The following is a 23,052-nucleotide window of genomic DNA, read 5'->3' as shown; positions in this document are numbered from 1 at the left end:
ACTACGAGCGACTCAGCGTCAGCTTGCAGCAACTCCATTTCGTCGTCTTCGCCTGCATCATGCTCGCCCGACACGCCGCAAGTTCATAACAGGCTCTAGAGCGGTTTCTAGGTTTGTGTACAGGTTCTATTGTACCTTGAATTGATGAAAGCCTATTCCACTGACTTGCGTGAACGGGTGGCGGCTGCTTGCCAGCAAGGCGGCCGCACGATTGGCGAAGTGGCCGCCCAGTTCAACGTGTCAGATTCGTTTGTACGCAAGTTGCGCCGACGCCAGTGCACAAGCGGTTCCTTGGGCGCTTTGCCGCCACGTAGCGGCCCGGCACCAGTGCTCAACGCGGCGGACCAGGTGCAACTGGTGGCCTGCTTGCGCCAAGAACCCGATGCTACGCTGGCCGAACTGTGCGTCTGATTGGCCGCCATCGGCGGCCCGGCCATGAGCCAGACCGCGCTTTTGCGGGCGGTGCAAGCGCTGGATTGGCGCAGAAAAAAGAGCGTCCACGCCGCCGAGCGCGATGCCGAACGCGTGAGGGCCTTGCGGGCTGCCTTTCTCGAAGCCGTGCAAAGCGAAGATTCTACGTGTTTTAAGTTCGTGGACCCAGCACCAACCTGACCTATCGCCGCCGCTACGCCCGCGCCGAAGGCGGGCAACGCGCCCCGCAGGCCACGCCACTGCACGGCGGGCCGAATGTGACGCTAGTGGCGGCGCTGACCCCGCACGGCCTGCAAGCAGCCATGACCGTGAGCGGGGCCGTCAACGGCGACGTGTTTGCCGCCTATCTTGACCAGGTGCTCGCCCCACGTTGCGGCCCGGCGATGTCGTCGTGCTTGACAGCCTGCCGCCCCACAAGGTGGCCGGTTTGGCCGAAGTAGTTGAAGCTCGTGGGGCGCGGCTGCGCTACCTGCCGCCCTATTCGCCCGATTTCAACTTCATCGAGTTGGCCTTCAGCAAGCTCAAAACCTGGTTGCGCACGGCCCAGGCCCGTACCTGAGAGACGCTGGAAAGTGTCATCCAAGCTGCCACCAACTGGATAACTGAACAAGACGCTATAAACTGGTTTGACCACTGTGGTTACCCCGTACACTAACCTGAGATCTGCTCTAGGTAACCCAAATATTGCTAAGACATAAGCCGTTACGAGTACGCACCGACTACGCCACCCGGCCGATAAGGGACTGCAACCACTTTCATTGAAGGCAGCGGCGTCAGTCCGCAGGCACGTAAACCTCGTTTTGCCAATCAGGGTTAGCCTTGTCATGCAGCACTAACCGATTGACAGTTAATTCGACTACCGTCAATTTGTGATTTTCGCCCTTGGGGCTAATGAGCTGTAGAGAGCGTTGCGCTTCGTCCAGTTTCCATTTTCCACTACCGCCAAATAGCAAGAGCTTTACTTTCACCGTGCCATCGGCCAGAAAAACGATGCGGGCCAGCTTCGTTACGGAGCGAAGAAGGCCCAGCCTTTTGCGTAATTTCTCGGCCTTGACGGGGTCCGCTTTTTGTAGGTTATTTAGCGCATGAGTAGCTACGGTAGCAATCGAGCTTTCGTCAACTTTCCATTTTTTCAACAGAAGCTTACGGATGCTTTCGGAGGTAATCAGCACTTCCCCAATTTGATAGGGTATCTTTTCGAGCTTAATAACGGGGCCGAGCTGCTGGGCAGGTACGATTTGCGACTGGTAGCCCAGGTACGAAAAAACGAGGCGGGCACTGGCTAAGTCGGCGGGCGGTGCGAGTTGGAAGCGGCCGGCGGCGTCGCTGTTGGTGCCGCCGGCCTGGCCATCAAAGCGAACGGTGGTTTGGGGCAGCGGCTGGCCGGTAGCGGCATCCACCACGCGGCCACTAAGCGGTGCCTGCGCCTGAGCAGCTAGAGTGGGCAGATAGGCCAGGGCTGCGAACAGCAGACTTTTCAAGCAAGATACCGGCATAAGATGGGCGTGCTTAGGGCCGGGCGGTGGGTCGGCAAAAAATGTGCTGCCTAGGTACGAGCCAGAAAGCCCGGCCCATTGGCAGAAGCGCCTCAAAAAGCGCGGGGCAGCCAAGCTGGGCGGCCATCCGCGCTGGTTTCGCGGGCGAAGGTCGAAAACCGGGATGCCGCCGAAAACGCTCTTTGCGCGCAGTAGAAAGTGTGGGGCAGGCTACCCCGAATTAGGGAGGTTGGCTGTCCCACACTTTTTGAGGCGCACGCTAGTTAGCTTGTTGGAAAGCGGGCACAAACATGGTTTGGGCAAATTCTTCGAGCGTGGTGGGCGTGGTGCTGGCGGGAGTCCGCACGCTGGGCTTCACCTCCCGATTTTCGTTGCCGGCCCGTACCATGCCTTCCATAAGGTTAACCATGCTCTCGCTCATTCCGGTTTGCAGCAGGCCCTGGCGGGCCTGGTCGTAGCTGAATTGCACGTAGCGCAGTTCCGGCTGGCCAATAGCCTGGCCCAGGATGGCCGTGGCTTCCTGCATCGAGTAGTCGCGCGGGCCTAGCAGGTAGTGCGCCGAATGATTCTCAAAGCTATCGGCACCGAGCAACTCAGCGGCTTTGGTAGCAATATCTTTGGTAGCCACCATCGGCAGACGCACACCGGGGCGCGTGGCTGAGCCGGCGCTGCCCATGCGCTTAATTAAATTAATCTGGGCCAGCAGGTTGTCCATGAAATAAGCTGGGCGCAGGTGGGCTACCTGCAGGCCCGCGAGGCCGTTGAGACGTTCTTCCTGCCGCCGGAAAGCCGGGCCGTTGCTGGCGGACTGGTCCGAGAGCACGCTGCTCAGGTTCACGGCCCGGCGCAGCCCTGCCGCCTGCACGGCCTGCGCGAGGCTAACGTTTACCTCCTCGTGGTGGGCCAGCACGTCGGCGGCTTTCACATCGGGTGGCACCATCAGGAAAGCGGCATCCGCCCCGCGCAGGGTGCGGGTAAGAAAGTCCCCATCGAGTAGGTCGCCGGCGGCGGCTTGGGCCCCGGCCTGGGTGAGGGCGTCGAGGCGCTGGCTGGGGCGGGCCACTGCCGTGACGCGGTGGCCCTGGGCGAGCAGGGCGTGTACCAGCTGAGAGCCGATGTGGCCGGTAGCTCCAGTAATAACAAGGTGTTGGGAAGCCATAAACAAACGGAGTTGGGTTGGGGGAAAGCTTTTTTTAGTCGTTAGAATCGCCGCGCTGCCTACGGATGCACGAGATTGTCCCAAGGGCGGCTGGCGGGTGGGTAGCCCTGGGTGAGTTCCTGGTAAATAGTTTCGGTGAATCCGGGAAACAGCGGACTGCTGAGCTTTTCCGGCAGCGCCTGCTTGACTTCGGCCAGGCTTTTGTGCGCGTCCACCAACTTCTTTACCTGCGCCCGGCGCTCCTCGGCGGCGCGTAGCCGGGCTTGCAGCTGGGCTTTCGTTTCGAGGGGGCCGTGGCCGCCTACGTAAGTATCGGCGCCGAGCGCCAGGATGGCCTTCATAAACGCGAGCCAGCCGAGCGACGACCCGCCGCGGTGAATGACCGGGTAGGGCCCCACGGTGGTGATGAGGTCGCCGGCGAAGACGATGCGCTGGTCGGGCAGATACACGACCAGGTCGGCGCTGCTGTGCCCCGGCCCCGCGTGCAGCAGCAGCAGACGCATGCCGTTGAGCACCAGCGTTTCCTGGCTACCGATGGTGCGCGTGGGCAAAAAACCTACTAATGGTTGGTAGAGCCGCCCGTACTGGCGCCCGCCGCTGGTATCGGCGGCGCTGGCCCGGATAATACCCGGAGTGTTCTCCTGCGCGATAATGGTTGTGCCGGCCGGGTAGGCCGGCAGGCCGCCGACGTGGTCGGGGTCAGCGTGGGTCACCACCACGGCGCTGAGCCGGTTGGGCGTCAGCTTGGCAATCTCGGCCAGCACCTGGCGGGCATCGGCGGCGGTTTGCTGGGCGTCAATAATCACCACGCCCTGCTTGCCAATCACAAAGCCCGTGTTGGAGCCACCTCCGGCCACCCAGTACACGCCCTGTCGAAGCAAGTGAGGTTTCAGCACGGTCGGCCCCGCGTGCTGCCCAGAGGCGGGCGCAGCTAGGGCGGTGGACAGAGCCAGGCACAGGGCGAAGGCGGTGGGACGAAGCGCCATCATACGAAACGGGAATAAGGAGTCGCAAAATTCGACACCCGCTCCACTCCCCTATTAGGAGGGAGCCGCGTTTAACTGGTACATTTCGACGGTCGCCGCCCGGTAGGCGGCCGGCGAGAGCCCGGTGTCGCGCCGAAAGAAGCGCCCGAAGTACGACGGATCGCCGAAGCCCAGGGCAAAGCTGATTTCGGCCACGCTCAGGCGGGTGTGAAACAGGTAACGCTTGGCTTCGAGCACCAGCCGGGCCTGAATGTGGGCCAGGGCCGGCTGCCCACTTAGCTGGCGTACTCGCTCATTTAGGTAGCCGGGGCTCCGGCACAGCAACTTGGCGTACTGGGCCACCTGGTGGTGGGTAGTATAGTGGGCTTCGACCAGGGTGGTGAACTGCGCCAATAAAGTAGGTTCTGGGACGGGTAGCGGATCACTTTGCTCTTGGTGGAGGCGACTCAGGCGAATGAGCACCGTGCGCAGGCTGGCCCGCAGCATGTCGAGGTACCAAGGCCGCTGCTGCCGATACTCGGCCAGCATATGAGCCAGCACGGCGTCGAGAAAAGTTACCTCGGTGACCGGCAGGCGCAAGGCGTGGCCACCGGCCGCAGGGCTGAGCAGCGGCAGCGGCGCGAAGCCGGCCGGCTGGTCAAGCCCCAGAAATTCGGCCGTAAAGCCCAGCGCAAGGCCGTCAAAGGGCATTTCCTGCTCTAGCAAACTCACTTGGAGCGGGGCTGTGAAGTAGAGCGTGTTGGCTTGGTGGGGGTAGGGGCGCATATCGACCCAATGCCGCCCACTGCCCTGCCGCATCAGCACCAGAAAGTAGAAGTTCTTGCGGTGTGGGGTCAAAAACTCGGCCCGTAACATTGGTCCCGCCTCGCTAGCGGATACTATATAGAAGTGCTCCTGGCCCTGCTCATTGCACTGCGCTAGGGAGTAGATCGGGATGGGCAAGGACGACGCCCAGGCAGCAGACATAGCTTAAGTATTGCGCATGCTAAAACTGAATTTCTCATTTGTTCACCTTAGCCCCGATTTCCAGTCCTACCACGAGCCCGGCCTGGGGGTAGCGAGCTTACATGGCGGCAATCAACGCGGCGCTGTCGGGGGCCTTGGCGAATTCGGCTTCGTAGTCGGTCAGGTACTGTTTGGTGTAAGCAATACTGCTGGTATCCAGTGCCTGGCTGTCGAGCATATGGCCCGGCACAACGATGCATGGGTGCAGCGATTCCATCAAGGCTAACTTGGCGTGCCAGTCGGCTTTGCGGCCCGGGGTGGCTACGTCAGTGGTCCACAGGTGCAGGCCGCTAAACAGACGCCCCCCCACAACGGCTTGCGTATCTGGTATCCACACGAAGCTATAATCGGAATGGGCCCCATCCAGGCCCTTGATTTCCAGCCGGTGGCCTTCTAATTCTAGGAAAGCGGTTTGAAGGACCTGCGGCAGGATGATGTTGCTGACGATGGCTGGGCCCATTATCGGGCCCCAGTAGTCCAGCTCGTGCTGCGCCGTTCGCATAATAAGGGCAACGGTGGGCGCGCTGGCATACACGACCACCTGGGGGTAGGCGGACTTGATGGCCTGCAAGCCAAAATAATAATTTGGGTCGCCGTGGCTGATGTAGGCCGAGTGGAGGGTTTTGCCGCTTTTCTGTAACTCGGCGACCACCTTTTCCGCTTCCGCCAGCGTGTACTGTGCATCAATCAGAATAGCTTCTTCTTGCCCCATCACCAGCACGGACGTCACGAAGAGCTCTGGCTCCCCGGCGGCGTAAACCCCTAGCCTCAACGGACCGGTGGGTACAATGCTAAATGCTTTCGCCTCAGCGCCTGGCGTAGTATTTAGCATGGCTGTAATGGGATATAGTTACTAGAAAAAGGGCTGCTCTTCTCAAGCAGTGCAGCGGTAAAGGTATCCACTTAGCAAACGGCAGCCTTTGAACTAGTTCAAAAAGCCGCCGCTACAACACTATTTTTCCCGCGCTAACCGCTTGCGAATTTTGGGTGCTGTTAAACAAATAGGGTAAAACCTCCGGCTCGGGTCTATGCGGGCTTGCTCGGCGGCTGCCAGGCCGCAATTAGGTCCGTGTCAAAGGGGGCTTCGGCTGGCAAAGGCTGGTCGGAGAAGTTGTACTCGCCGCGCAGGTTCAGGTGGCGGCAGGAGAGCACAGCGAAGGGCGAGAGCGTGGCCAGCGCGGCGGCTTGCTGCCCGGGTGGCAGCTGGGCCAGCTACTGGGAGAGGTGCAGGTAGTTCCAGCAGATGATGGCGTTCATCAATAAGCGCTTGCAGGTCTCGGCTACCAGTTGCTCGGAGCGGGTGGCGGCGTGGAACTCCTGGTTGCACCCGTGCCAGACGGCGTGGGCCAGACGGTGGCAGGGCGGGGCTATTTTCTGGTGCAGGGCTACTTGCTGCCTCCCGGTGAACTTCACCGCCGACGAAGCCAACGCGCTGCTGCTCGCAGCCCTGGGCGCTACCTTGGCCGACCACTCGGTGCAGCCGCACGTAGCCGCGGCGCTGCACAAGGTGCGGGCCGTGCTGCGCGGGCCGGCGCAAGAGCACCTGGCGCAGCTGGCCAGTGGCATCCGGCTGCACGTGCCGGAGTATTAGGCGCGACACCTGACGTACCTGGCGCCCGTGCAGCTGGCGATAGCAGGCCGCCGGGTGCTGGCGCTTGACTACTGCGATAAGCAAGGCTGCCGCACCCAGCGCCGCGTGAAGCCCATCGGGCTGGTGTTTTACAACTTCACCTGGCACTTGGTGGGCTGGTGTCAGCTGCGGCAAGCCTACCGCAAGTTTCGGGTGGCGCGGGTGCAGCACCTGGCGGTGACGGAACTGCCCTTTACTAACCAGGCGCCCCTTTCGCTGGCCGACTACCTCGCCAGCATCAACCTGCCCCCCGGGGGTAATTTTTTTGGCAGCTGTTGCGGCGGACTGCCATAGGACTGCCATAGGACTGTCAGGGGGCGCGTGCTTTGCGGCTTCCATCACTTTCCTGCTTTTCTTATGAACTTCACTTCCGTTCGCCTTATTTTGGCCAACTTCGAGCGTATCGCCAACTTTTATGAACACGTAAGCGGCCAGCCGGTAGTCCGCGCCACGCCCAGCTTTGCCGAGCTGCGCACGGTGGGGGGCACCCTGGCCATCGGCTACACCAGCACCCTGGCCCCTTTCGGCGGTGAGCAGGTGGCTAGCCCCGCCGCCAACCGCACCGCCATTATCGAGTTTCGGGTGGCCGACGTAGATGCCGACTATCAGCGCCTGGCCGAGTGCCTGGGCGACCTTCCGCGACCCCGATGGCAACCTGGTCAATTTTTTTACGCCAGTTACCCCGCCGCCATCGAAAAATTTGCTCGGCAGCCAGCGATGTAAAAAGCTAGGCCTAAGAAGCTATAGCTTCCCGCAGAATTTCGCTTTTGATCAATGCGAAAGGCAGAAATAGTCAGCAAAGTCAGCAGAACGGAGCGGGACCTTTATGCAGTATTCCAACCACTTTTTCCTCACTTCCCATGTTTCTCGGTCATTTCGGCGTCGGCTTCGGTGCCAAGACCCTTCAGCCTCGCGTACCGCTGGGCACTTTATTCCTGGCGACTCAGCTCGCCGATTTGGTGTGGCCCACACTGCTGCTGTTGGGCATAGAGCGCGTGCGCATCGTGCCGCACTTCACGGCGAGCAACGCCTTTGATTTCGTTCATTACCCCTTCACGCACGGCTTGGTAAGCGAGGTGGTGGCGGGTCTGCTGCTGGGATTAGCTTACTGTCTGCTGCGGCGCAATGGGCGCGGCGCAGTGCTGGTCGGGCTACTGGTCCCTAGCCACTGGCTGCTCGATTTGGTGGTGCACGTGCCCAATTTATCGCTTTATCCCGGTCCTTCGCCCCATTTTGGCTTCGGGCTGTGGAACTATGCGGCGATTACGCAAGTGGTCAAATTTGCGCTGCTAGGCGCGGGCCTATGGCTCTACGCGCGGCGCACCGTGGCCCGCAACCGCGTGGGGCGTTACGGCCTGCTAGGGCTGGTGGCGTTTTTGGTGCTGATACACGTGGGCAACACGTTCAGCCCACCGCCCGCTTCGGTTGGGGCACTTCTGAGCTATACTGCTTTCACTGCATCTAGCAAGCTTACTAACGCAAACATCCTCTTAAACGGCCAGTTCCAGGACGACTTTATTTAAATGCGCGAGGTAGGATTGCTCGTACGCAATAATGTCCGGGCTTTTCATCACGTCGAACAGGTGAAAGCTCTCCACTGGGGCTAGGCCAATGAACTTGTTCATGGCGTGGAACCCGCACATCACGCCGCCGTCCACATCGTGCGGATAGAACAATTCGCCTTCCACGAGAAAAGCTTCCTCAGGCGCATTCCAAGTAGTGGTTAGCAGATATTTACGGCCTTGTAGCTGGCCGCCGGTACCGTAGCCTAGCTTAGGATTCAGATGGCTCCGGCTTCGGCCGTCGCCAGTATACATGCCCTTATTATAGCCCGCCGAAAGCATCTTGTCGAGGTATTCCTTAAAGGGGAATGGCAACATAAACCACCACACGGGGGTATGGTAAATAATCAGGTCGGCCCAAATAAACTTAGCCACCTCCTCGTCGAAGTCGTGGGGGTCGTTCACATTCACTAGCTGCACCTCGTAGCCTCTTTGCTGGAAGTACGTTTGGTCCCAATTAACTAACAACCCATTTAACTGCGCGCCCGCGGACTCGAATTTAGTAGCCGCGTTGACGATGAGAATTTTATCCATTTCAAAGTAAGAGTTAAATGCTGCCACAAATGAACTGGAGCCGCACCTAATAATAAAATATTCCAAGTAATAGGTTGCTATTATTACTTTAATAGCATCAGTTGCCGGGTACGCCCTAAGTTATTGGGAACCTCGGGGCCACCAGCAGAATGTTCCGCGAAAGCCATTTTTAGACAGTTGGCTGGGGCAGCGTGGAAAAGTTGAGGGGATGCGCACCGGCGAATGAAGAGCACAGTCTCCAGCCCGAACGCTAAATAAAGCACGAAGAAATTACAGCTTTTCATCATAGCAATAATCGCAAGCAGTATGGTAAATCTGGAGTGGTTTCGGACCTTTAAAGCTATCTATGAGACTGGATCGTTGACGGCAGCGGCAAACCGACTGTTCATTTCTCAACCCGGCGTCAGCGTGCAGCTAGGTTCGCTGGAAGCCTATACCGGCCGCAAGCTATTTGACCGGAGTACCCGCAAGATGGTACCCACCGAGCACGGGAAGGTGCTCTATAACGCCATCACGGAAGGTGTAACCAAGCTAGAAGAGGTGGAGAAGCGTTTCAGTCACCAGACCAAAGCTGAGCGGGCCAGCCTCGGCATTGGCATGTGCTTTGAATATTTTCAGTTGGTATTGGAACCCTACCTTAGTGGGCTGCCCTTCGACTTGGTATCTAAATTCGGCCACCACACCGAACTGCTCAGCGACCTGGATAAGGGTACGCTGGATTTTGTAGTTACTTCGCAAGAAGAAGACATAGCTAACATCCGGTACACGCCGTTCGCCGAGGAAAGAATACTCTTAATAGCAGGCGCTGGCCACGACCTTACAGAATTTAAGCGACGGCTTGCCGACCAAGACTTAGTAGCTGCGGAGGCTTGGCTTAGCCAGCAGGTGTGGTTCGGCGCATCGGGCGATATGGAGATACTGCGCAACTTTTGGTTGCAAAATTTCCACAAGCGGCCGAGCTTCAGACCGAATTTCATCGTTCCCAACAACAACTCCATTTTGCGCAGTATTGCCCAAAAAGAGGGTTTAGCCGTGCTGCCAAGCTACCTGGTTAAGCACCAGTTGATGGATGAGCAGGTACAGGTGGTTTGGGAGGGCAGTCAGCCCTTGAAGAGCACCCTCTACTTTGCTCAGCGCAAGAAAACGATATACAGCAAGGAAATCGAGGTGTTGCAGCAGTCTTTCTTGAAGGAATTTGGGGGGAGTTGTAGCCGCTAAGTCATTCTGGCAGCGGGTGCGGTGGCCTAGCGAGAGCGAATACTAAGCTAAATGTATAGTCCCAGGGTGAGGTGGGTCGGGTCACAGGTAAAGAGAGTCAGGTTTTTTTGCCACTGGGCGCAGACAAATTCGTGCGGCGTTAGCCCGCGCAGGACCTTGAGGCGCTTAGCGTGGTTGTAGGCCAGTCGGTTGCCGACCTCGTGGGCAATGCTAAGGGCGTTGCCTCTTTTGGGAACGAGTGTTTCCATCAACTCGTCATCCGACACCAGTGCTACAATTACTAGCCGCTTGATTTTATCGAGCAATCCAAGCTCCATTGTTCGAAGGGTGGGCTTAATGGAATAATTCATGCTTGTACGGGAAAGCAGCGAATAGCAGATATTATCTTCAACAGCAGTAAAATTTAGGTGCCATAATCGTTAAAAATCGAACCCAAGCAACTGCTAGAATGCCCCTCCTCACTCGGCTCAGATAGGTAACGATAAGTAATGAGCAGCGCTACCTATTTCTCTTTTCGAGCACTAGCCTATTTAGGGATTCTGCTAAAAGAGTGACTTTAGACGTTAAGTCATCGGGTCCGGGATGATGGAGCGAGTGGCGGGGCAAGGAGTCGACATGGGCTGGGTTGATGACGCGATTACTTGGCCACTTGGTATTGCTTAGGGGTTACGCCGTGGACCTGCTTGAAGGCCTGAACAAAGCTGGACCTATTCTCGTACCCGAGCTCGTCGGATAAGTCGCTCACCGTGCGGCCCGGCTGCCGAAGCAGCGTGGCGGCTTTTTCCATCCGCCGGGCTAACAGCCAACGCTGCGGGCTGGTCCCGTAGAGCTGGGCAAACCGGCGCTTGAAGGTGGACAGACTCATGTGACAGAGAAAAGCCAGTTCCTTGACTGCGACTGGACTGTCGACATGTGCCGTAACAGCTTGGCGGACGAGTACATCCTCGTTGGTTTCCCGGCCCAAACTGCAAAGTTGCTGGAGTTGCCCGGCATGATGGAGCGCTACATACAGTAGCAGCTCTTCCAGCTTCACCAACTGCAGCTCCTGGGGCGGGGCGGTTGCCCCCGTGAGCAAGCAGTCCAGCGACTGCACGAACGTGGTGAGAAACGCATCTTGCGCAAACCGCAGGAACGGCTGGCTCGCGGCTGGCCTAGTCAGCTGGTTGAGCCACGCTGCGTGGCGGTGATAAAAATCGGTGAGCAGGTGGGGTTCGAAGAGCAGCAGCAGGCTATGGTAGTCCGTGGCCGGGGCAGCTACCTTCTCACTCATCAGGCAGTTGCCCGCCGCCAGCAGCACAAACTGCTGTGGCTGAAGCGTGACCTGCGCACCGGCAAAGTGCACCGTTTTTTCGCCCGCCAGCAGAAACGTGAACATGTGCTGCGGCAGCAGCACGCGGGTGCGGGCTGCGGGGGCCTGCGTGCGGTAGCGCAGCAACGAAATGGCCGCGGCAGGGAACGAGTTGTCCGAAGAGGAAACCGATTTAGGCATGGGTCATTCGCTGGTTACGACGGGCGGTGGACTAGTTACGCGTTGTCCGGTCGCGCAAACCAGTACATGGCCGGGTAGCCGAGCGCTTTGCGGACGATGCTCATTTGCCCGATGTGAAAGGACTCGTGGAGCGCGGCCGAAATTAACAAGTCTTCGACCGTATTGCCCCCGGTCGGACCGCTGAGCGGCAGCACCGTGCGCAGGATAGGTACGTCGGCCGCTTGCAGCGCCGCCCAGAAGGTCTGGGAAATCCTCTCCCATGCCTCGGCACATTCGGCTAGGTTTGGGTAAGCCCGGTTTTTATCGAACGGCCGGAAACCGGGTGGCGGCAGGGTCGGGTCCACGTAGGCGTCCAGGAAGGACAGTTCCTCCGCCGGTCCTCCTAAGCGGGTAATGTTGCGGCAGCGCGTCACCACCAAGTGGCCGGCCAACCATTCCAGGCTGTTGTTGTGCGCGCTTAAGGTTCGGCAGCCGTCGGCCAGCGCAATGCCTTCCAGCACGGAAAGGTACCAATCAGTCAACAAGCGAAACTGCCGGGGTAGGGGGTCCATCGTCATCGGGTAGGTTACAGTAAGGAGGAAAGCCCGTCCATTGACTGCTATTGCTGGTGGGAAGCTGGTAGCAGCGCCCTGAGCAAGAGCACCAAGTGTTGGACGAACTAGACTACAAAGGTCCGCGCGTTGCCGAAGAGCGGCCGATAGGTAAACGGCCAAAAAGGAAGGCAAAACGTTCAAGCTGCTTTTCGTCCCTGCTGGTCCCTGCTTGATAACGGCCCCGTTGGACCGAGATTTTACAAAGGCCGAAAGTACTGTGTGGGTAAATTCGTCTTGTTGGTAGCAGCCCCCCATGATTGGAGCTACTTCCTGAATTTCATGCGCTAAGTGGTTACGGCAAGCCGTTCGTGCAGGCGCTGGACTTGCTTTTGGTTGAAGGTCCCCCCACGCGGGGCCGTAAAGCCGAGCGCGTTCAACTCCCCCGCTAGTTGGCGAAAGCTCACCCCCTGCGCCCGGCGGGAGGCAATAAAGGCTGCCGTTTGCCGCAGGCCGGGATGCTGTTGTATATGGGCTCGTCGCACGAGCAGGCTCTGTTGCCGAGCCGCCGCCGTGAGGTTAGCGGATGTACCTAACAGGGCGCCCCGCGCCTTCTTGGCCGCGAGCGCATCCTTAGTTCGCTTTGAGATGGTCTCGCGCTCATGCTGAGCGAGCACCGCAAAGAGACCCACCGTTACGGTGTTCGCGTCGGGCATATCGCAGCAAACAAAATCCACCCCCGAATCGCGGAGCGTCAGGATGAAACTGGCATTGCGACTGAGCCGGTCAAGCTTAGCAATAAGCAGGACCCCGCCCGCGGCACGGGCCGCGGCCATGGCGGCGAGCAACTGCGGCCGTTGGTTCTTCTTACCACTCTCCACTTCGATATACACGCCCTGCGGCTGGCCGCCTTTCAGGAAACTGACTACCGCCGCCTGCTGGGCTTCGAGCCCCAAACCAGAGGCCCCTTGCTTCTGGGTCGAGACGCGGTAGTAGGCGAAGTAGGCAGGCATGACAGAAAGACTCGTCGCTGGGAGTGATTTCGGGTAAAGTGGGATGGTCCAGTAAAAACGGACAGTGCACTAAGATAGGCTGAGTTGGAAGTCGCGTTCGAATTGGTGCGGGGAGCGGTAGCTGAGCGCGGAGTGGCGGCGGTCGAGGTCGAAGTAGGTGTCGAGGTAATAGGCCACCTCCAGCCGGGCTTCTTCGAGACTGGCAAACGCGCCGCCGTGCGGCAGCAGCTCGGTTTTGAGCGTGCTCCAGCCGGCCTCGGCCTGGGCATTATCGTAAGGGTTACCCGGCCGGCTAAAGCTGGCCAGGGCCTAGGCTTTTTCGATGCGCGTGCGGCAAGCCAAGCTGGTATATTGACTGCCACGGTCGGCGTGGATAATCAGGCCAGGCGCTGGCTGGCGTAGCGTTAGGGCCTTCTCCAGCGCACTGAGCACCAGTTCGGTAGGCATGTGCGTATCGAGGTGCCAGCCCACCACGCGCCGCGAACAGGTATCGCGCCAGGTCGCCAGATAGCACCAGCGCCCGCCGACTAGGGGCAGATAGGTGATATCACCCACCCACACCTGATTGGGCGCGGTAGGCGCGGGCCGGCCGAAGAGCAGGTTTTCGGCCACGACGGCCGCGGGGTCGGCCACCGTGGTGCGGGGGCGCTGCGGCCGGGTGCTCAGCGCCCGCAGGCCGCGACGACGTAGCCAGGTACGCAGCGCGTGGCGCCCGACAGCGTGCCCTTCGGCCCGCAACTCTGCCCGTAAGCGGCGAGTGCCGTAGCGCTGCGCATGACGGGAAAAGGCGGCGGTGGCAGCGGGCTCCCAACTGGGTGTGGGCCGCGTTGCCCGGCTCAGCCACTGATAACAGCCAGCGGGGCTGACGTGTAGCACGCGGCAGAGCACCCGCACGGGCTCAGAAGTCGCAACTTGCTCGATGAACTGGTAATGGCTCATCGTTGAGGCGGTTGCGCAAAGATGGTCACGACTTTTTTTAAAATATCACGCTCCTGTTCCACCCGTTTGAGCTCCGCGCGCAGACGCTTAATCTCGTCGCGCTCACTGCTACTGGGTACGGCTTCAGCCAACGCTTGACGCTGCCAGCGGCCAAGTAAGGCGGGCGACAGGCCCTGGGCGCGGGCCACGTCGGTTTGCCGCGCACCAGCGGCCACTTGGCGCACGCACTCGGCTTTGAAAGCCGGCGTATATTTTTTGCGGGTCAGCGACGGGCCGCTCGGATTAGTCTTGTCGGGCATAGGCAGTGGAAGGTAAGACTTCGCACTGTCTGTTTTTATTCGACCACCTCAAAGGCCAGCTTACGCAAGACGGCAAAGCTGCGCGTGGCGACCCGGTCGCGACTGCGTGCGTCGTCTTCGCGGAAGACGACGTCGAGCACCCAGTGCAAGCTGTTTTCAATCGCCCAGTGGCGGCGGATGGCCTCAATAAGCACCGCCGGGGCATCTGAACAGCTGGTAAGGTAGTAGCGAATTTCGGCGTGGGTACCCGGTTGGTGCGGCGCGTGGCGAATCGTTTCGACGGCGATGATAACCCGTGGGCCAAGCCAGTCCCGCAGGGCCAATAGCTCGTCGCACAACGGCAACACCCAGACTCGGCGCCGGACTCAGCGCCCGGGCCGGCAGTCAAAGGCGTTGTAATCGGGCGGATCGGTCGCCCCGCGGTCGAAACAAGCCGTCTTACGGTAAGCCACCGCGGCGCGGTGGCACTTCCCTTGGTTGCCTTTCAAGGCTAGGAGATCGTCCGCTTGCTGGGCGAGCAGTTGCTGCGTAATGGCGTGCTGGCAGCCTAAGGCATCCAGCGTAACAATGGTGTTAGCTAAGCGCAGGCGCTTGATTAATACAGGAACAGCTGTCAGCGCTTGGCCTTTACCTACCACGACTACCTGCCCCAGGCTCAGGCCCTGCTGCGTGGCGAAGGCACTCACTACGTATACGGCCCCCTGGCCCCGCCCGTGGCCAAAGGAGCGGCGCACCGTCTTGCCATCGATGGCGACTACTGCGCGCGGCAGTGGCGGGGCGGCGCTGGCCATCCACTGGCGGAAGCACTGCTCCAATCCCTGCGGGTCGACTAGCGAGAACACGCGCCTGAACGTGTCGTGGGAGGCACTGCCGTGGGGCAAAGCCAGGAAAGTGGCCAGCCAGGCGTGCTTCATCCGTCCTAGTCGGCAATGTCCACCCACGTCTCGGCCCCGGCTACCACGGCACACACGGCGATGACGAGTAGGTTAAGCAAGCGGTGTCGGGTGCGGCCAGCACAACGTGGGCTGGGCAAGGTGGCGAAGGAAGCAATTAGGTGGCGGAGCATAAAGGCCTTGGCAATGCCTAAAAAGGCAAAGGTCAGTCCTTACTGGCTATAATTTGATGCGTAAGCCCTGGGGGGGTCTTAGCAGCAAATACCGACCGGCAGGGCGGGGGTGATAAGCGCCCGCTAAGGGCCCAGTTGCTGCCTACGTCAACAATTGATGCTCCAGCTCCGGCTAATCGTGAGCGGCAGTCAGGACGCTTCAAGCAGTGCCGTGCCAAACGCGCGCGTTGCGGAATGTGGCCTTGGTAGCGTGCGGCGACCGAACGGCCATCGCCTGGGCCGCTCCCCTGATGGTAAGCAGGGTGCCGCTCCCCAGTTGCCGCCGTACCCCGCGGCCCGGGCCGCCAGGCTCACCAGTAGCAGGGGCCCGGTTGCCGGGTGAAGAAGAGTAATTTGCACCACAGGGCCCGCTCCGGTCCGAGAGCTAAATAGCTAAGCAAGGAAATCAGCCGTAGCAAATAGCGCCGCCCTGTCCCGCGCTACCGGGCGGTACGCCAGCAGTACCAACTAGTTATGGGCCCCGTGCGCCACTTCTGCCCTCCCATGAGGAACGGCTAGCAGGGGCCCCGCCCCGCCAGGGTGAGCGCGGCGGCGTACAAATAGTGCAGTGGGCTGCTAGCCCGCACGCGGGGGCGAGCCATGGAAGCACTGGGTGACTGCGCCCGGGACCCACGTGCCGAGAACTTGCAAAGGCAATCGTTTCAGCAGGGCCGCATTCGGGGCGCGTAAACTGGAAATTGAGCGGAGCCGCAGGAACGGGTGTTCCCGGATCAGTTCGCCCGCGCGGCCCCGAGCCGTTGGGCCCGGCCACTGGCCCCGGCCAGCTGAAGAAAGTGCTGCATCCACGTCACGCTGTCGATGTTCAGCGGCTTCAAGAAAAACCCTTTTACTTGCTTGTAAAACTTGGCCTTCCGCGCGTCGTCGGGGTGAATGGACGACGTCAGCACGAACACGCACACGTGCTTGGCCGAGGGCAAGGCGCCCAGGGCGTCCAGGAATTCCCAGCCGTCCATAACGGGCATGTCCAAGTCCAGCAGAATCAGGTCGGGCACGGTGCTCCCGCTCCGCAGGGCCGCGCCCAGCTGGTCAAACGCCAACTGGCCGTTGCCGTAGGTTTGCACTTCGCCGCACCGCAAGTTTTTGCGGAGCACCAGTTCGGTAATGGTGGCGGTGATGCGGTCGTTCTCGATAACGTAAGCTAGCAGAGCAGTAGGCACGGGCGGTGGGGTAGTGGGATAAAATGAAGCCATTGGGCGGGGGCGGGCCCCGGGGCGGCTGTTGGCGGGGCCTGGTGCGTAAAACCAGCGCGCAGGCAATAATTAATTTGAGAAAAGACCAACACCTAAATACATTTTTTATTAAAAAAATACAATCATATAAGCTGAATTTCAGTTACATAGCAATGTTAGTTCAATAAAGTTTTCTTTCAGACTTATTTTTGGTGAACACCTTCATTTGCTCGCTTAACGCTTGCAGCCACGGGATAAAATTCAGCCGTTGGTACCACTCGGGCCCGCGCCTTGGGTGAGCAGCAGCCCAGCGCACTGCGGCGTTGGACAGCACAAATAAGGCAGTTAATTCAAAACAATTAAGGATAGTATTTTATTAAGTAGTATTACCTTATATTTACAATAGGGCGATTACAAATGGTACTATACGGTTATGTTTGTGTGCCTGCTTCTTGGTTCTCCCGGCCTAACGGAAGGGCCCCTGCTGCGTCCGGCGCTGCCGGCGCACGGGCCGCTAATTTCACGGCCATTCCCCGTTAACGACTGACTCCTTTTGCCCTTGCTCAATGATTGATTACCCTGCGGCGCCCAGCGCCGCCGAAGAAATGGCGCCTCTGGGCCAAGAACTCTACGCCCGGCAAAAGGCAGACAACCGCGTCTTGGACTTCATCCAAGAAGCGTCGTTGGACGGGCTCTGGTACTGGGACCTGAATGACCCGGCCAATAAGTGGGCCAATGCCAAGTTTTGGCGGACGGTTGGGTACGAAAACCAGGCTGGTCTCGACCCGGCCGCCGGGGCCCACTGGCTGGCCGCCGTGGGGCCCGACGACTTGGCCGCCACGGTGGACTACATCGAAGGGTGCATTGCCGACCATTCGTTTTCTTTCGACCAACTGGTGCGGTGCCGCCACCAAAACGGGGCCACGCTGTGGCTGCACTGCTGGGGGCTGGTGCTGCGCAACGAGACGGGCCAGCCCCACCGGTTCCTGGGCGTGCTGGTCGACCTCACGCGGCAGCGCAACGAAGAAGTCACGGCGCAGGAAGTGGCCGGCCACTACGGGGCCATCCTGGCAACCAGTCGGTGTACATCATCACCACCGATGCCCACGGCAATTACACCTACGCGAACGACTTCTTTTACGAGCGGTTCGGCTTGGATAGCAAAATTATGGGCACCGATTCGCTGCTCAGCATTGTGGCGGAGGACCGGGCCAAGTGCTTGGCCACGGTGACGCAGTGCTTCGTCGAGCCTGGAACGCCCCACCAAGTCATTCTGCGCAAGCCCTACCACGACCAGGCGGTCCGTTCCAACCACTGGGAATTCAAAAGTGTAGTGACCAGCACCGGCGAAATTAGTGGCATTCAGTGCGTGGGCTACGACGTGACGCTGCTGGTCGACAACTTGGAGCGCTCCAAGCGGTTGCTGGCGCTGACCAACCAGCAGAACGCCCGGCTCCAGAATTTTGCCTACATCATCTCGCACAACGTGCGCTCGCACTCGGCCAACCTGACGGCGCTGGTGGACTTGTTGCAGCACACCACTGACGAAGCCCAAAGCGCGATGTTTCTGCAAATGCTGAAAACAAGCACCGATAAGCTGGCCGAAACCATTGTCAACCTCAACGAGATTGTGACGTCCACCACCGTGGGCGCTCAGCCCCGGGAACAGCGCGGCCTGCGGCAGGAAGTAAGCCGCACCTTGGAGGCCCTCAACGTGCTGGTGCACCAAAACCAGTTGGCCGTGTCGGTGGCCATCCCGGCCAAAATAACCGTCAACGTCGTGCCGGCCTACCTGGACAGCATCCTGCTCAACCTGTTCAGCAACGCCATCAAGTACCGCTCGCGGAGCGCCCCGCCCCGCCTGGACCTGGGTTGCTACCGCGAAGAGGACTACGTGGTGCTGACAATTGCGGACAACGGCCAAGGCATTGACCTGGTGCGCAACCAGGCCAAGGTCTTCGGGATGTACAAGACCTTTCACGGCAACGACGACGCCCGGGGACTGGGGCTGTTCATCACCAAAAACCAGATAGAGGCGATGAACGGCAAGATCGAAGTGGACAGCCAGGTTGGCGTGGGTTCTACATTTAAAGTGTACTTCAGTGAAATCGTTTGACTTGGTTTACGTGGTCGAGGACGACGCGATTACGTCCAAAATCACCGAATTGCGCTTGCGCCAGCACGCCGCGTTCGGGCAAGTGCAGCGCTACCCAAACGGGCAGCCGGCCCTCGAGGCCCTGTTGCGGGCCGCGGCGCAGCGCGCCAAACTGCCCGACCTCATTTTGCTGGACCTGAACATGCCGGTGATGGACGGCTGGGAGTTTCTGGATGCGCTCGCCGTGCAAGCCTGGCAGGAACTCATGCGCGTCTGCGTCTTGACTTCGTCCATCCAACCCGACGACATTGCCAAAGCCCATGCCTACGCGGAGGTGAAAGGGTATTTCATCAAGCCCCTGAGCGCCATGCTGCTGGACCAGCTGGTGCAGCAGCTGGCCTGAGGTTGCGGTGGCCTGGGCGCGGCGCACAGCAGCAGGACGCACGCTGCCCGTGCAGCACCTGTTGGCTCAGCGAGGTCACCGCGGTGTGCAACAATACGTGCTGGAACTGGTTCAGAACCAAGCGCTCCTGGTTGTTGGCCAGGCCCCGACGCTGGGCCGGCTACGACTGTTGCACGGGGTTGGCGGCGTAGGCGCGCAGCGGCTGGTGCAGGGGTTGGCCGACGCGAAGGGGTAGCCGCTCGGGTCGGGGTAGCGCACGGCCAGCGCGGCCGCCTCCTGGGAGGCAATGCCCGAGGCCACGGTGTAGTTCTGCCAGGTGGCCACCGTGAGCAGGCCCCGCGTGGGGCCGTAGAGCACCGCGACGCCAGAGAAAAACTAGCCCACCGTGCCGTTGTCAACCAGCGCAGCTACCGAACGCTGGCGCAGCCGTCGGCGCAGGCCCCCCAGGGCAAGCAGCACCAGCGAACCCACAATGACCACGGCCAGCAGCCACGTGGGTATTTCGTAAAGCCAAGGCATGCAGCGCGCAGCAGAATCAACGGAATGAAACCCAGGTGCCCTGGACGTAGGGGAGGCGCCGGGGGGGGTGGCCCGCGCTGAGGTGCTCACCCGGCCCTTGCCTTCGGCTAAGCCACTGGCCCACTTCCCTGATTGGGGAGCTCCTAATAGATTAGGAGGTAGTCTTAACAAAGTCTAATGGCTGTTGCAGAAGTAGGTGACAGGTCTTCGGTATCTTAGGGCTAAGCAAGGCCACAAGCAATTCATTGACCGAGTCGTGCTGCGCTTCCGCTTGTCGGAGCGCGTACCGCAGCAGAACTGCTACCGCCGCCTAGCCGAGTTACTCAACGGGGACTTTCTGTAGGAGCAGACCCAGCCCCGCTTTCGCCACACCGGCCAGCCCTCGCTCGACCCGGTCGTCTTTTTTAAGCGGATACTGGTCAGCCGCCTGGAAAACTTGGTCCGCGACCGCCGCTGCATCGAGCACGGTGGTTTGCGTTTAGACACCCGCTATTTTCTGGGCCACGAGGTGGACGAGGACCTGCCCGGGCATTCGACCAGTAGTAGTCGCGCCCGCCCGCTCTTTCCAGTGGTCGCCTTCGAGCACCTGTTCGACCACGTCTTTGCCCCGTGCGTGGCCGCCGGCCTCGTGGCGGGCAATATCCAAGCGGTGGACACGGCCCCGGTCAAAGCCAATGCTTCGCGCGAGCTTGCGTGAAAAATCGTCCGCCGAAGCACCCACCCCGGTCCTGCACGTGGCCGGCGAGCCAGCACCTGCTGCCCCAACTGCCCCGCCCGCTACCTGCGCCATGCCAGCAGCCCGCTGGGGCGCGGTCGTCATCAGGCGCGGTTGCTGAGCAACAAGACCCACTACCGCCCGGCCGACCCCGCAGCCCGCATCTCGGTCAAGCCGGGTAAAGCGCGGGCCCTTAACTGCCTCTTTAGCATGGCCGTGGACGAGGGCTACGGCGCCATCCGTCACGTCCCGGCGGACTTCGCGGAGCGGCGCGACCGCGGGCTACTGCCGCGCATCGTCGCGCCGCTCCGCCAGCGGCTGGCCGTTAACGGTTTGTTTCTACGGGACGTAGCCGCGGACCCAACTACTGCAGCGGCCTAAACGGTGCTTTGCGCGAAGGCCGGGGCCGCACGCCCTGGGTTCCAGGCTTTGGCCAGTTCAAGCCCGAAATCGCGGGCTTTACTTACGACGCCGAAGCGGATTGCTTTACCTGCCTGGCCGGCAAAAAACTACCATTTAAGCGCTTTGACTCGGGCCAGGACGGTCGGCTTAGCACGCGCTACCGCGCTTTCCCCCGTGATTGTCGGCGCTGCGCGCGCAAACCAACCGGTGCCCCCAAGAGCAAATGCCGCAAGATTACGCGCACGGCCTATGCGGCCCACTACCGCCGGGCACTTGCCCGGCAACAGCGCCGGCCGGGCCAACGCATGCACCGGCTGCGGCAGCGCACAATAGAGCCGGTATTTGGCAGCTTGCTCCAGTATTACTGCTTGCGCCGCGTGAACACGCGGAGGCGCAGCAGTGCCCACAAAACGATGCGGCTAACGGCGGTGGCCTTTGACCTCAAAAAACTGCTCAAGCACCAGCCCAAACAGGTGCTGCGCCTGGCCATTGCCCTGCCTGAACCATCCGTTGAACAGCAGATTTTGCCTTGTTGGCTGACGCGTCACCGCCGATGGGATCCACTCAGAAACAGGAAGCAGAGACGGGTCAAGGGTTCTGCAACAGCCACGTAGGAGGGCGAGGTCCTTTTGGAGCCCCGCCGCAATCCGCCCGCCCGCCCCGCGCCGTAGGTGGGGCTCACCGTCCCCCGGCGCATTGCACCGGTTTGCTCCATGTCCGAAAACGAAGAAGACGAATGGGTGCAGCGGCTGCGGGCCGGCGACGGAGCCGCGGTGCAGCAGTTCTGCCAGCGTTACCGCCGGGCGCTGCTGGCCCTGATCGGCCGGCTGGTGCGCAACCCGGAAAGCGCTGAGGACGTGCTTCAGGAAAGCCTGCTGCGCATCTGGCTGAGCCTGGCCACCTACGACCCCGCCCGCGGGCGGCTCTACACCTGGGCCGGGCGCATCTGCACCAACGCCGCCGTGGACCACCTGCGCAGCCGCGCGGCGAACCTGGCCCGGCGCACGCAGCCCCTGGCGGCGCTCGCGGAGGCAGGCATCGAGCCCGTCGCTCCGATCACGTTCAGGCCCGAGCACATCGGCCTGGCCGCCCTGCTGGGCCAACTGCGGCCCGCGCACCGGCGTACGCTGGAACTGGTCTACTTCGAGGGGTGCACCTACGCCGAGGCCGCCGAGGAACAGGGGGTGCCGCTGAGCACTACCAAGACGTGGGCCGCCACGGCCAAGCGCCGCCTAGCCCAGTGGCTTTGAGCTGCACTCATGCCTTGACGCACTACAGGGACCGGGCTAGCAACCCGGGAGTCAGCCCCCAGTCAGGTTTCTGAAACCAACTGAGCGCGCCGCTCTGCAGGAGGCCGACAGCACGGTCTCCCTGTCCAAAGCGCTGCTGGCGGGCTACGTACCCGACTTGGCCGCTTATGCCTTACGGCTGGGCAAGCCCCTGGACTGGGGGCTGATTCAAGCCTAGTGGGAAACTATCTTAAGGCTCATCGTCAGCCTCAAACAAAAGTACGTGACGGCTTCCACCGTGCTCAAGCGCCTCAACCCATACTCCCAGTACCCCCCTGTATCTGGTCCTGTGTGAATTAGGACGGGCCGTGCGCACGGAATTTCTGCTCCGCTATGTGGATGACCCAGATTTGCGTAAGCGCATTGACGACCAGTTGGATAAACTTGAAAGCGCCAACCACTTTGCCCGGGCGGTATTTTATGGCCAACCGGGCAGTCGCGCTACGCCGGCAAGGAAGAACAGCAAGTCGCCAATGCCTGCAAACGGCTTGTACCTAAACCAGCAATTGTTTTGAGCCCTGCCCGCCGAGCGGCAGGCCCTGGCCGATACCACCGCCCGTATGTCGCAAGTGAGCTGGCGGCATATCCATTTGCAAGGCGAATTCAAATTCTCCGACAAGGCGTTGACCGATGCGCTACGCTTCGACCTGAGCGTGTTGCTCGCCGTTGAGTGGGAAGCCGCTGAAGGCTAAGATGTACACTTCCCGTTTAAGTGAGCCAGCAGGCAGTAGAGAAAAGCCTTCCTGGTCGGTGAATGAGGGGACTGGTTTTACTCGGCTCAGCTAGGTAGCGCTAAGGGGGAAAAGCGCTGCCTATTTCTTAGCGGAGCGACTGATAGCGGTCGTTTTTTAGCGATTCAAGGCAAGGGGCGGGGCGGGCGCGCACAACAGTGACCCACCGCGGGTGAGCGAAGCCCGTTGCCCGGCTGTGGCGCGCAAGAAACGCTACTTCGCGCGGCGGGAACCGCTCTGGAGCGTACCGCACCGCCGTCACCGGTGCTAGCCCCCCGCGAACAAACGGCGGCACCGCCCTGGGGGTAGGC

At 60.6% G+C, this 23,052-nt stretch carries 33 protein-coding genes and 3 pseudogenes; 17 read left to right on the top strand and 19 right to left on the bottom strand.

Going from position 1 to position 23,052, the window contains the following annotated elements; genetic code table 11:
* Positions 1-144: 144 nt before the first annotated feature.
* From BEN49_RS22470 to BEN49_RS26390, 4 genes are read left to right on the top strand one after another with little or no spacing between them, the layout of a single operon-like run.
* Positions 145-411 carry a hypothetical protein gene (locus BEN49_RS22470; RefSeq protein ID WP_070746817.1) on the top strand — a complete coding sequence of 89 codons (267 nt, stop codon included), beginning with the start codon at positions 145-147 and terminating at the stop codon, positions 409-411.
* 24 nt (positions 412-435) lie between these two features.
* Entirely contained in the window at positions 436-612 is a 177-nt protein-coding gene (locus tag BEN49_RS28475) for a hypothetical protein (protein ID WP_158023048.1), read from the top strand.
* Positions 609-872 carry a transposase gene (locus tag BEN49_RS31240; protein ID WP_438831804.1) on the top strand — a complete coding sequence of 88 codons (264 nt, stop codon included), beginning with the start codon at positions 609-611 and terminating at the stop codon, positions 870-872. The genes BEN49_RS28475 and BEN49_RS31240 overlap by 4 nt, the downstream gene beginning before the upstream one ends.
* A complete protein-coding gene (locus BEN49_RS26390; protein ID WP_438831803.1) occupies positions 803-991 on the top strand; it encodes a transposase in 189 nt (62 codons plus the stop codon). The genes BEN49_RS31240 and BEN49_RS26390 overlap by 70 nt, the downstream gene beginning before the upstream one ends.
* A 214-nt stretch (positions 992-1,205) precedes the next feature.
* Here BEN49_RS26390 and BEN49_RS22455 read toward each other — a convergent pair whose 3' ends face one another.
* The 7 genes from BEN49_RS22455 to BEN49_RS27280 all read right to left on the bottom strand — a co-directional run bounded on the left by BEN49_RS22455 (position 1,206) and on the right by BEN49_RS27280 (position 6,491).
* Positions 1,206-1,913 (bottom strand): carboxypeptidase-like regulatory domain-containing protein, encoded by a 708-nt coding sequence (locus BEN49_RS22455; protein WP_193415866.1) that lies wholly within the window; start codon positions 1,911-1,913, stop codon positions 1,206-1,208.
* Between the two features lie 274 nt (positions 1,914-2,187).
* Entirely contained in the window at positions 2,188-3,087 is a 900-nt protein-coding gene (locus tag BEN49_RS22450; protein WP_070746811.1) for an NmrA family NAD(P)-binding protein, read from the bottom strand.
* Between the two features lie 59 nt (positions 3,088-3,146).
* Positions 3,147-4,076, bottom strand: a complete 930-nt coding sequence (locus tag BEN49_RS22445; RefSeq protein ID WP_083326371.1) for an MBL fold metallo-hydrolase — start codon at positions 4,074-4,076, stop codon at positions 3,147-3,149.
* A gap of 51 nt (positions 4,077-4,127) precedes the next feature.
* Complete coding sequence (locus BEN49_RS22440) at positions 4,128-4,910, bottom strand: AraC family transcriptional regulator (RefSeq protein WP_158023047.1); 783 nt, start codon at positions 4,908-4,910, stop codon at positions 4,128-4,130.
* 226 nt (positions 4,911-5,136) lie between these two features.
* Complete coding sequence (locus BEN49_RS22435; RefSeq protein ID WP_070746805.1) at positions 5,137-5,808, bottom strand: MBL fold metallo-hydrolase; 672 nt, start codon at positions 5,806-5,808, stop codon at positions 5,137-5,139.
* Between the two features lie 296 nt (positions 5,809-6,104).
* The gene (locus BEN49_RS30300) at positions 6,105-6,230 is read right to left on the bottom strand and encodes a hypothetical protein (RefSeq protein ID WP_262490246.1); all 126 of its coding nucleotides are present in this window, start codon (positions 6,228-6,230) and stop codon (positions 6,105-6,107) included.
* Positions 6,231-6,290: 60 nt separating this feature from the next.
* Positions 6,291-6,491, bottom strand: a complete 201-nt coding sequence (locus BEN49_RS27280) for a Tn3 family transposase (RefSeq protein ID WP_070746803.1) — start codon at positions 6,489-6,491, stop codon at positions 6,291-6,293.
* Here BEN49_RS27280 and BEN49_RS28470 point away from each other — a divergent pair.
* From BEN49_RS28470 to BEN49_RS22410, 4 genes are all read left to right on the top strand, one after another.
* Positions 6,481-6,669 carry a hypothetical protein gene (locus tag BEN49_RS28470; protein WP_070746801.1) on the top strand — a complete coding sequence of 63 codons (189 nt, stop codon included), beginning with the start codon at positions 6,481-6,483 and terminating at the stop codon, positions 6,667-6,669. The genes BEN49_RS27280 and BEN49_RS28470 overlap by 11 nt on opposite strands.
* Positions 6,670-6,696: 27 nt before the next feature.
* Entirely contained in the window at positions 6,697-7,002 is a 306-nt protein-coding gene (locus BEN49_RS22420; RefSeq protein WP_070746799.1) for a helix-turn-helix transcriptional regulator, read from the top strand.
* 63 nt (positions 7,003-7,065) lie between these two features.
* Positions 7,066-7,431, top strand: coding sequence for a VOC family protein (locus BEN49_RS22415; RefSeq protein WP_070746797.1), 366 nt, complete (start codon positions 7,066-7,068; stop codon positions 7,429-7,431).
* Between the two features lie 137 nt (positions 7,432-7,568).
* Positions 7,569-8,231, top strand: a complete 663-nt coding sequence (locus tag BEN49_RS22410; RefSeq protein ID WP_070746795.1) for a hypothetical protein — start codon at positions 7,569-7,571, stop codon at positions 8,229-8,231.
* Here the strand turns inward: BEN49_RS22410 and BEN49_RS22405 are convergent.
* Positions 8,199-8,804: an NAD(P)H-dependent oxidoreductase gene (locus BEN49_RS22405; RefSeq protein WP_070746794.1), complete on the bottom strand. Its 606-nt coding sequence runs from the start codon at positions 8,802-8,804 to the stop codon at positions 8,199-8,201. The genes BEN49_RS22410 and BEN49_RS22405 overlap by 33 nt on opposite strands.
* 306 nt (positions 8,805-9,110) lie before the next feature.
* Here BEN49_RS22405 and BEN49_RS22400 point away from each other — a divergent pair, with 306 nt between their 5' ends.
* Positions 9,111-10,022 carry a LysR family transcriptional regulator gene (locus BEN49_RS22400; protein ID WP_070746792.1) on the top strand — a complete coding sequence of 304 codons (912 nt, stop codon included), beginning with the start codon at positions 9,111-9,113 and terminating at the stop codon, positions 10,020-10,022.
* 47 nt (positions 10,023-10,069) lie between these two features.
* Here BEN49_RS22400 and BEN49_RS22395 read toward each other — a convergent pair whose 3' ends face one another.
* The 9 genes and pseudogenes from BEN49_RS22395 to BEN49_RS22355 form a co-directional block, all read right to left on the bottom strand.
* Complete coding sequence (locus tag BEN49_RS22395; RefSeq protein WP_070746790.1) at positions 10,070-10,372, bottom strand: hypothetical protein; 303 nt, start codon at positions 10,370-10,372, stop codon at positions 10,070-10,072.
* Between the two features lie 287 nt (positions 10,373-10,659).
* Positions 10,660-11,511: a helix-turn-helix transcriptional regulator gene (locus BEN49_RS22390; protein WP_070746788.1), complete on the bottom strand. Its 852-nt coding sequence runs from the start codon at positions 11,509-11,511 to the stop codon at positions 10,660-10,662.
* Positions 11,512-11,546: 35 nt separating this feature from the next.
* Entirely contained in the window at positions 11,547-12,062 is a 516-nt protein-coding gene (locus BEN49_RS28465; RefSeq protein ID WP_158023046.1) for a DinB family protein, read from the bottom strand.
* A 326-nt stretch (positions 12,063-12,388) separates the two neighbouring features.
* The gene (locus BEN49_RS22380; protein ID WP_070746784.1) at positions 12,389-13,054 is read right to left on the bottom strand and encodes a recombinase family protein; all 666 of its coding nucleotides are present in this window, start codon (positions 13,052-13,054) and stop codon (positions 12,389-12,391) included.
* A gap of 69 nt (positions 13,055-13,123) precedes the next feature.
* Positions 13,124-13,360: an integrase core domain-containing protein gene (locus tag BEN49_RS26385; protein ID WP_094123208.1), complete on the bottom strand. Its 237-nt coding sequence runs from the start codon at positions 13,358-13,360 to the stop codon at positions 13,124-13,126.
* A gap of 3 nt (positions 13,361-13,363) precedes the next feature.
* A complete protein-coding gene (locus BEN49_RS22375; protein WP_094123207.1) occupies positions 13,364-13,993 on the bottom strand; it encodes an IS3 family transposase in 630 nt (209 codons plus the stop codon).
* Positions 13,990-14,292 (bottom strand): transposase, encoded by a 303-nt coding sequence (locus BEN49_RS22370; protein ID WP_083326367.1) that lies wholly within the window; start codon positions 14,290-14,292, stop codon positions 13,990-13,992. The genes BEN49_RS22375 and BEN49_RS22370 overlap by 4 nt, the downstream gene beginning before the upstream one ends.
* A 35-nt stretch (positions 14,293-14,327) precedes the next feature.
* Positions 14,328-15,358 (bottom strand): annotated as a pseudogene (locus tag BEN49_RS29910) (ISAs1 family transposase).
* A gap of 770 nt (positions 15,359-16,128) precedes the next feature.
* Positions 16,129-16,575, bottom strand: a complete 447-nt coding sequence (locus tag BEN49_RS22355; protein ID WP_070746778.1) for a response regulator — start codon at positions 16,573-16,575, stop codon at positions 16,129-16,131.
* 578 nt (positions 16,576-17,153) lie between these two features.
* On the opposite strand from BEN49_RS22355, the gene BEN49_RS29905 reads away from it, so the two are divergent.
* From BEN49_RS29905 to BEN49_RS22340, 3 genes are read left to right on the top strand one after another with little or no spacing between them, the layout of a single operon-like run.
* The gene (locus tag BEN49_RS29905; RefSeq protein ID WP_083326363.1) at positions 17,154-17,819 is read left to right on the top strand and encodes a PAS domain-containing protein; all 666 of its coding nucleotides are present in this window, start codon (positions 17,154-17,156) and stop codon (positions 17,817-17,819) included.
* Complete coding sequence (locus BEN49_RS30685) at positions 17,756-18,703, top strand: sensor histidine kinase (protein WP_083326362.1); 948 nt, start codon at positions 17,756-17,758, stop codon at positions 18,701-18,703. The genes BEN49_RS29905 and BEN49_RS30685 overlap by 64 nt, the downstream gene beginning before the upstream one ends.
* A complete protein-coding gene (locus BEN49_RS22340) occupies positions 18,690-19,085 on the top strand; it encodes a response regulator (protein ID WP_070746773.1) in 396 nt (131 codons plus the stop codon). The genes BEN49_RS30685 and BEN49_RS22340 overlap by 14 nt, the downstream gene beginning before the upstream one ends.
* Before the next feature lie 111 nt (positions 19,086-19,196).
* Here the strand turns inward: BEN49_RS22340 and BEN49_RS22335 are convergent, their stop codons facing one another.
* The gene (locus tag BEN49_RS22335) at positions 19,197-19,442 is read right to left on the bottom strand and encodes a hypothetical protein (RefSeq protein WP_070746771.1); all 246 of its coding nucleotides are present in this window, start codon (positions 19,440-19,442) and stop codon (positions 19,197-19,199) included.
* 18 nt (positions 19,443-19,460) lie between these two features.
* Positions 19,461-19,604 carry a hypothetical protein gene (locus BEN49_RS28460; protein WP_158023045.1) on the bottom strand — a complete coding sequence of 48 codons (144 nt, stop codon included), beginning with the start codon at positions 19,602-19,604 and terminating at the stop codon, positions 19,461-19,463.
* A gap of 361 nt (positions 19,605-19,965) precedes the next feature.
* Between BEN49_RS28460 and BEN49_RS22330 the strand changes: the two are divergent.
* From BEN49_RS22330 to BEN49_RS30295, 5 genes and pseudogenes are all read left to right on the top strand, one after another.
* Positions 19,966-20,301, top strand: a pseudogene (locus tag BEN49_RS22330) (transposase); the annotation flags it as partial.
* Between the two features lie 407 nt (positions 20,302-20,708).
* Positions 20,709-21,335 (top strand): transposase, encoded by a 627-nt coding sequence (locus tag BEN49_RS22325; RefSeq protein WP_070746767.1) that lies wholly within the window; start codon positions 20,709-20,711, stop codon positions 21,333-21,335.
* 99 nt (positions 21,336-21,434) lie between these two features.
* The gene (locus BEN49_RS22320) at positions 21,435-21,971 is read left to right on the top strand and encodes an RNA polymerase sigma factor (protein WP_070746765.1); all 537 of its coding nucleotides are present in this window, start codon (positions 21,435-21,437) and stop codon (positions 21,969-21,971) included.
* A 226-nt stretch (positions 21,972-22,197) separates the two neighbouring features.
* Positions 22,198-22,525 (top strand): annotated as a pseudogene (locus tag BEN49_RS31085) (Tn3 family transposase).
* 45 nt (positions 22,526-22,570) lie between these two features.
* Positions 22,571-22,702, top strand: a complete 132-nt coding sequence (locus tag BEN49_RS30295; protein WP_262490245.1) for a hypothetical protein — start codon at positions 22,571-22,573, stop codon at positions 22,700-22,702.
* Positions 22,703-23,052 lie beyond the last annotated feature (350 nt).

It is taken from the genome of Hymenobacter coccineus (genome assembly GCF_001816125.1).
Lineage (GTDB): Bacteria > Bacteroidota > Bacteroidia > Cytophagales > Hymenobacteraceae > Hymenobacter > Hymenobacter coccineus.
Note: the sequence above shows the minus strand (reverse complement) of the source record. Positions and strands in the feature narration are given on the sequence as shown.

Bases quoted from the DNA above. Each gene is read 5' to 3' on its own strand.
- BEN49_RS22415 (WP_070746797.1), top strand. From the start codon at position 7,066: ATGAACTTCACTTCCGTTCGCCTTATTTTGGCCAACTTCGAGCGTATC.
- BEN49_RS22400 (WP_070746792.1), top strand. From the start codon at position 9,111: ATGGTAAATCTGGAGTGGTTTCGGACCTTTAAAGCTATCTATGAGACT.
- BEN49_RS22445 (WP_083326371.1), bottom strand. From the start codon at position 4,076: ATGATGGCGCTTCGTCCCACCGCCTTCGCCCTGTGCCTGGCTCTGTCC.
- BEN49_RS30295 (WP_262490245.1), top strand. From the start codon at position 22,571: ATGTCGCAAGTGAGCTGGCGGCATATCCATTTGCAAGGCGAATTCAAA.
- BEN49_RS29905 (WP_083326363.1), top strand. From the start codon at position 17,154: ATGATTGATTACCCTGCGGCGCCCAGCGCCGCCGAAGAAATGGCGCCT.
- BEN49_RS22320 (WP_070746765.1), top strand. From the start codon at position 21,435: ATGTCCGAAAACGAAGAAGACGAATGGGTGCAGCGGCTGCGGGCCGGC.
- BEN49_RS22450 (WP_070746811.1), bottom strand. From the start codon at position 3,087: ATGGCTTCCCAACACCTTGTTATTACTGGAGCTACCGGCCACATCGGC.
- BEN49_RS22410 (WP_070746795.1), top strand. From the start codon at position 7,569: ATGTTTCTCGGTCATTTCGGCGTCGGCTTCGGTGCCAAGACCCTTCAG.
- BEN49_RS22370 (WP_083326367.1), bottom strand. From the start codon at position 14,292: ATGCCCGACAAGACTAATCCGAGCGGCCCGTCGCTGACCCGCAAAAAA.
- BEN49_RS22470 (WP_070746817.1), top strand. From the start codon at position 145: ATGAAAGCCTATTCCACTGACTTGCGTGAACGGGTGGCGGCTGCTTGC.
- BEN49_RS22395 (WP_070746790.1), bottom strand. From the start codon at position 10,372: ATGAATTATTCCATTAAGCCCACCCTTCGAACAATGGAGCTTGGATTG.
- BEN49_RS30685 (WP_083326362.1), top strand. From the start codon at position 17,756: ATGGGCACCGATTCGCTGCTCAGCATTGTGGCGGAGGACCGGGCCAAG.
- BEN49_RS22390 (WP_070746788.1), bottom strand. From the start codon at position 11,511: ATGCCTAAATCGGTTTCCTCTTCGGACAACTCGTTCCCTGCCGCGGCC.
- BEN49_RS22375 (WP_094123207.1), bottom strand. From the start codon at position 13,993: ATGAGCCATTACCAGTTCATCGAGCAAGTTGCGACTTCTGAGCCCGTG.
- BEN49_RS22380 (WP_070746784.1), bottom strand. From the start codon at position 13,054: ATGCCTGCCTACTTCGCCTACTACCGCGTCTCGACCCAGAAGCAAGGG.
- BEN49_RS28460 (WP_158023045.1), bottom strand. From the start codon at position 19,604: ATGCCTTGGCTTTACGAAATACCCACGTGGCTGCTGGCCGTGGTCATT.
- BEN49_RS28475 (WP_158023048.1), top strand. From the start codon at position 436: ATGAGCCAGACCGCGCTTTTGCGGGCGGTGCAAGCGCTGGATTGGCGC.
- BEN49_RS28465 (WP_158023046.1), bottom strand. From the start codon at position 12,062: ATGGACCCCCTACCCCGGCAGTTTCGCTTGTTGACTGATTGGTACCTT.
- BEN49_RS22405 (WP_070746794.1), bottom strand. From the start codon at position 8,804: ATGGATAAAATTCTCATCGTCAACGCGGCTACTAAATTCGAGTCCGCG.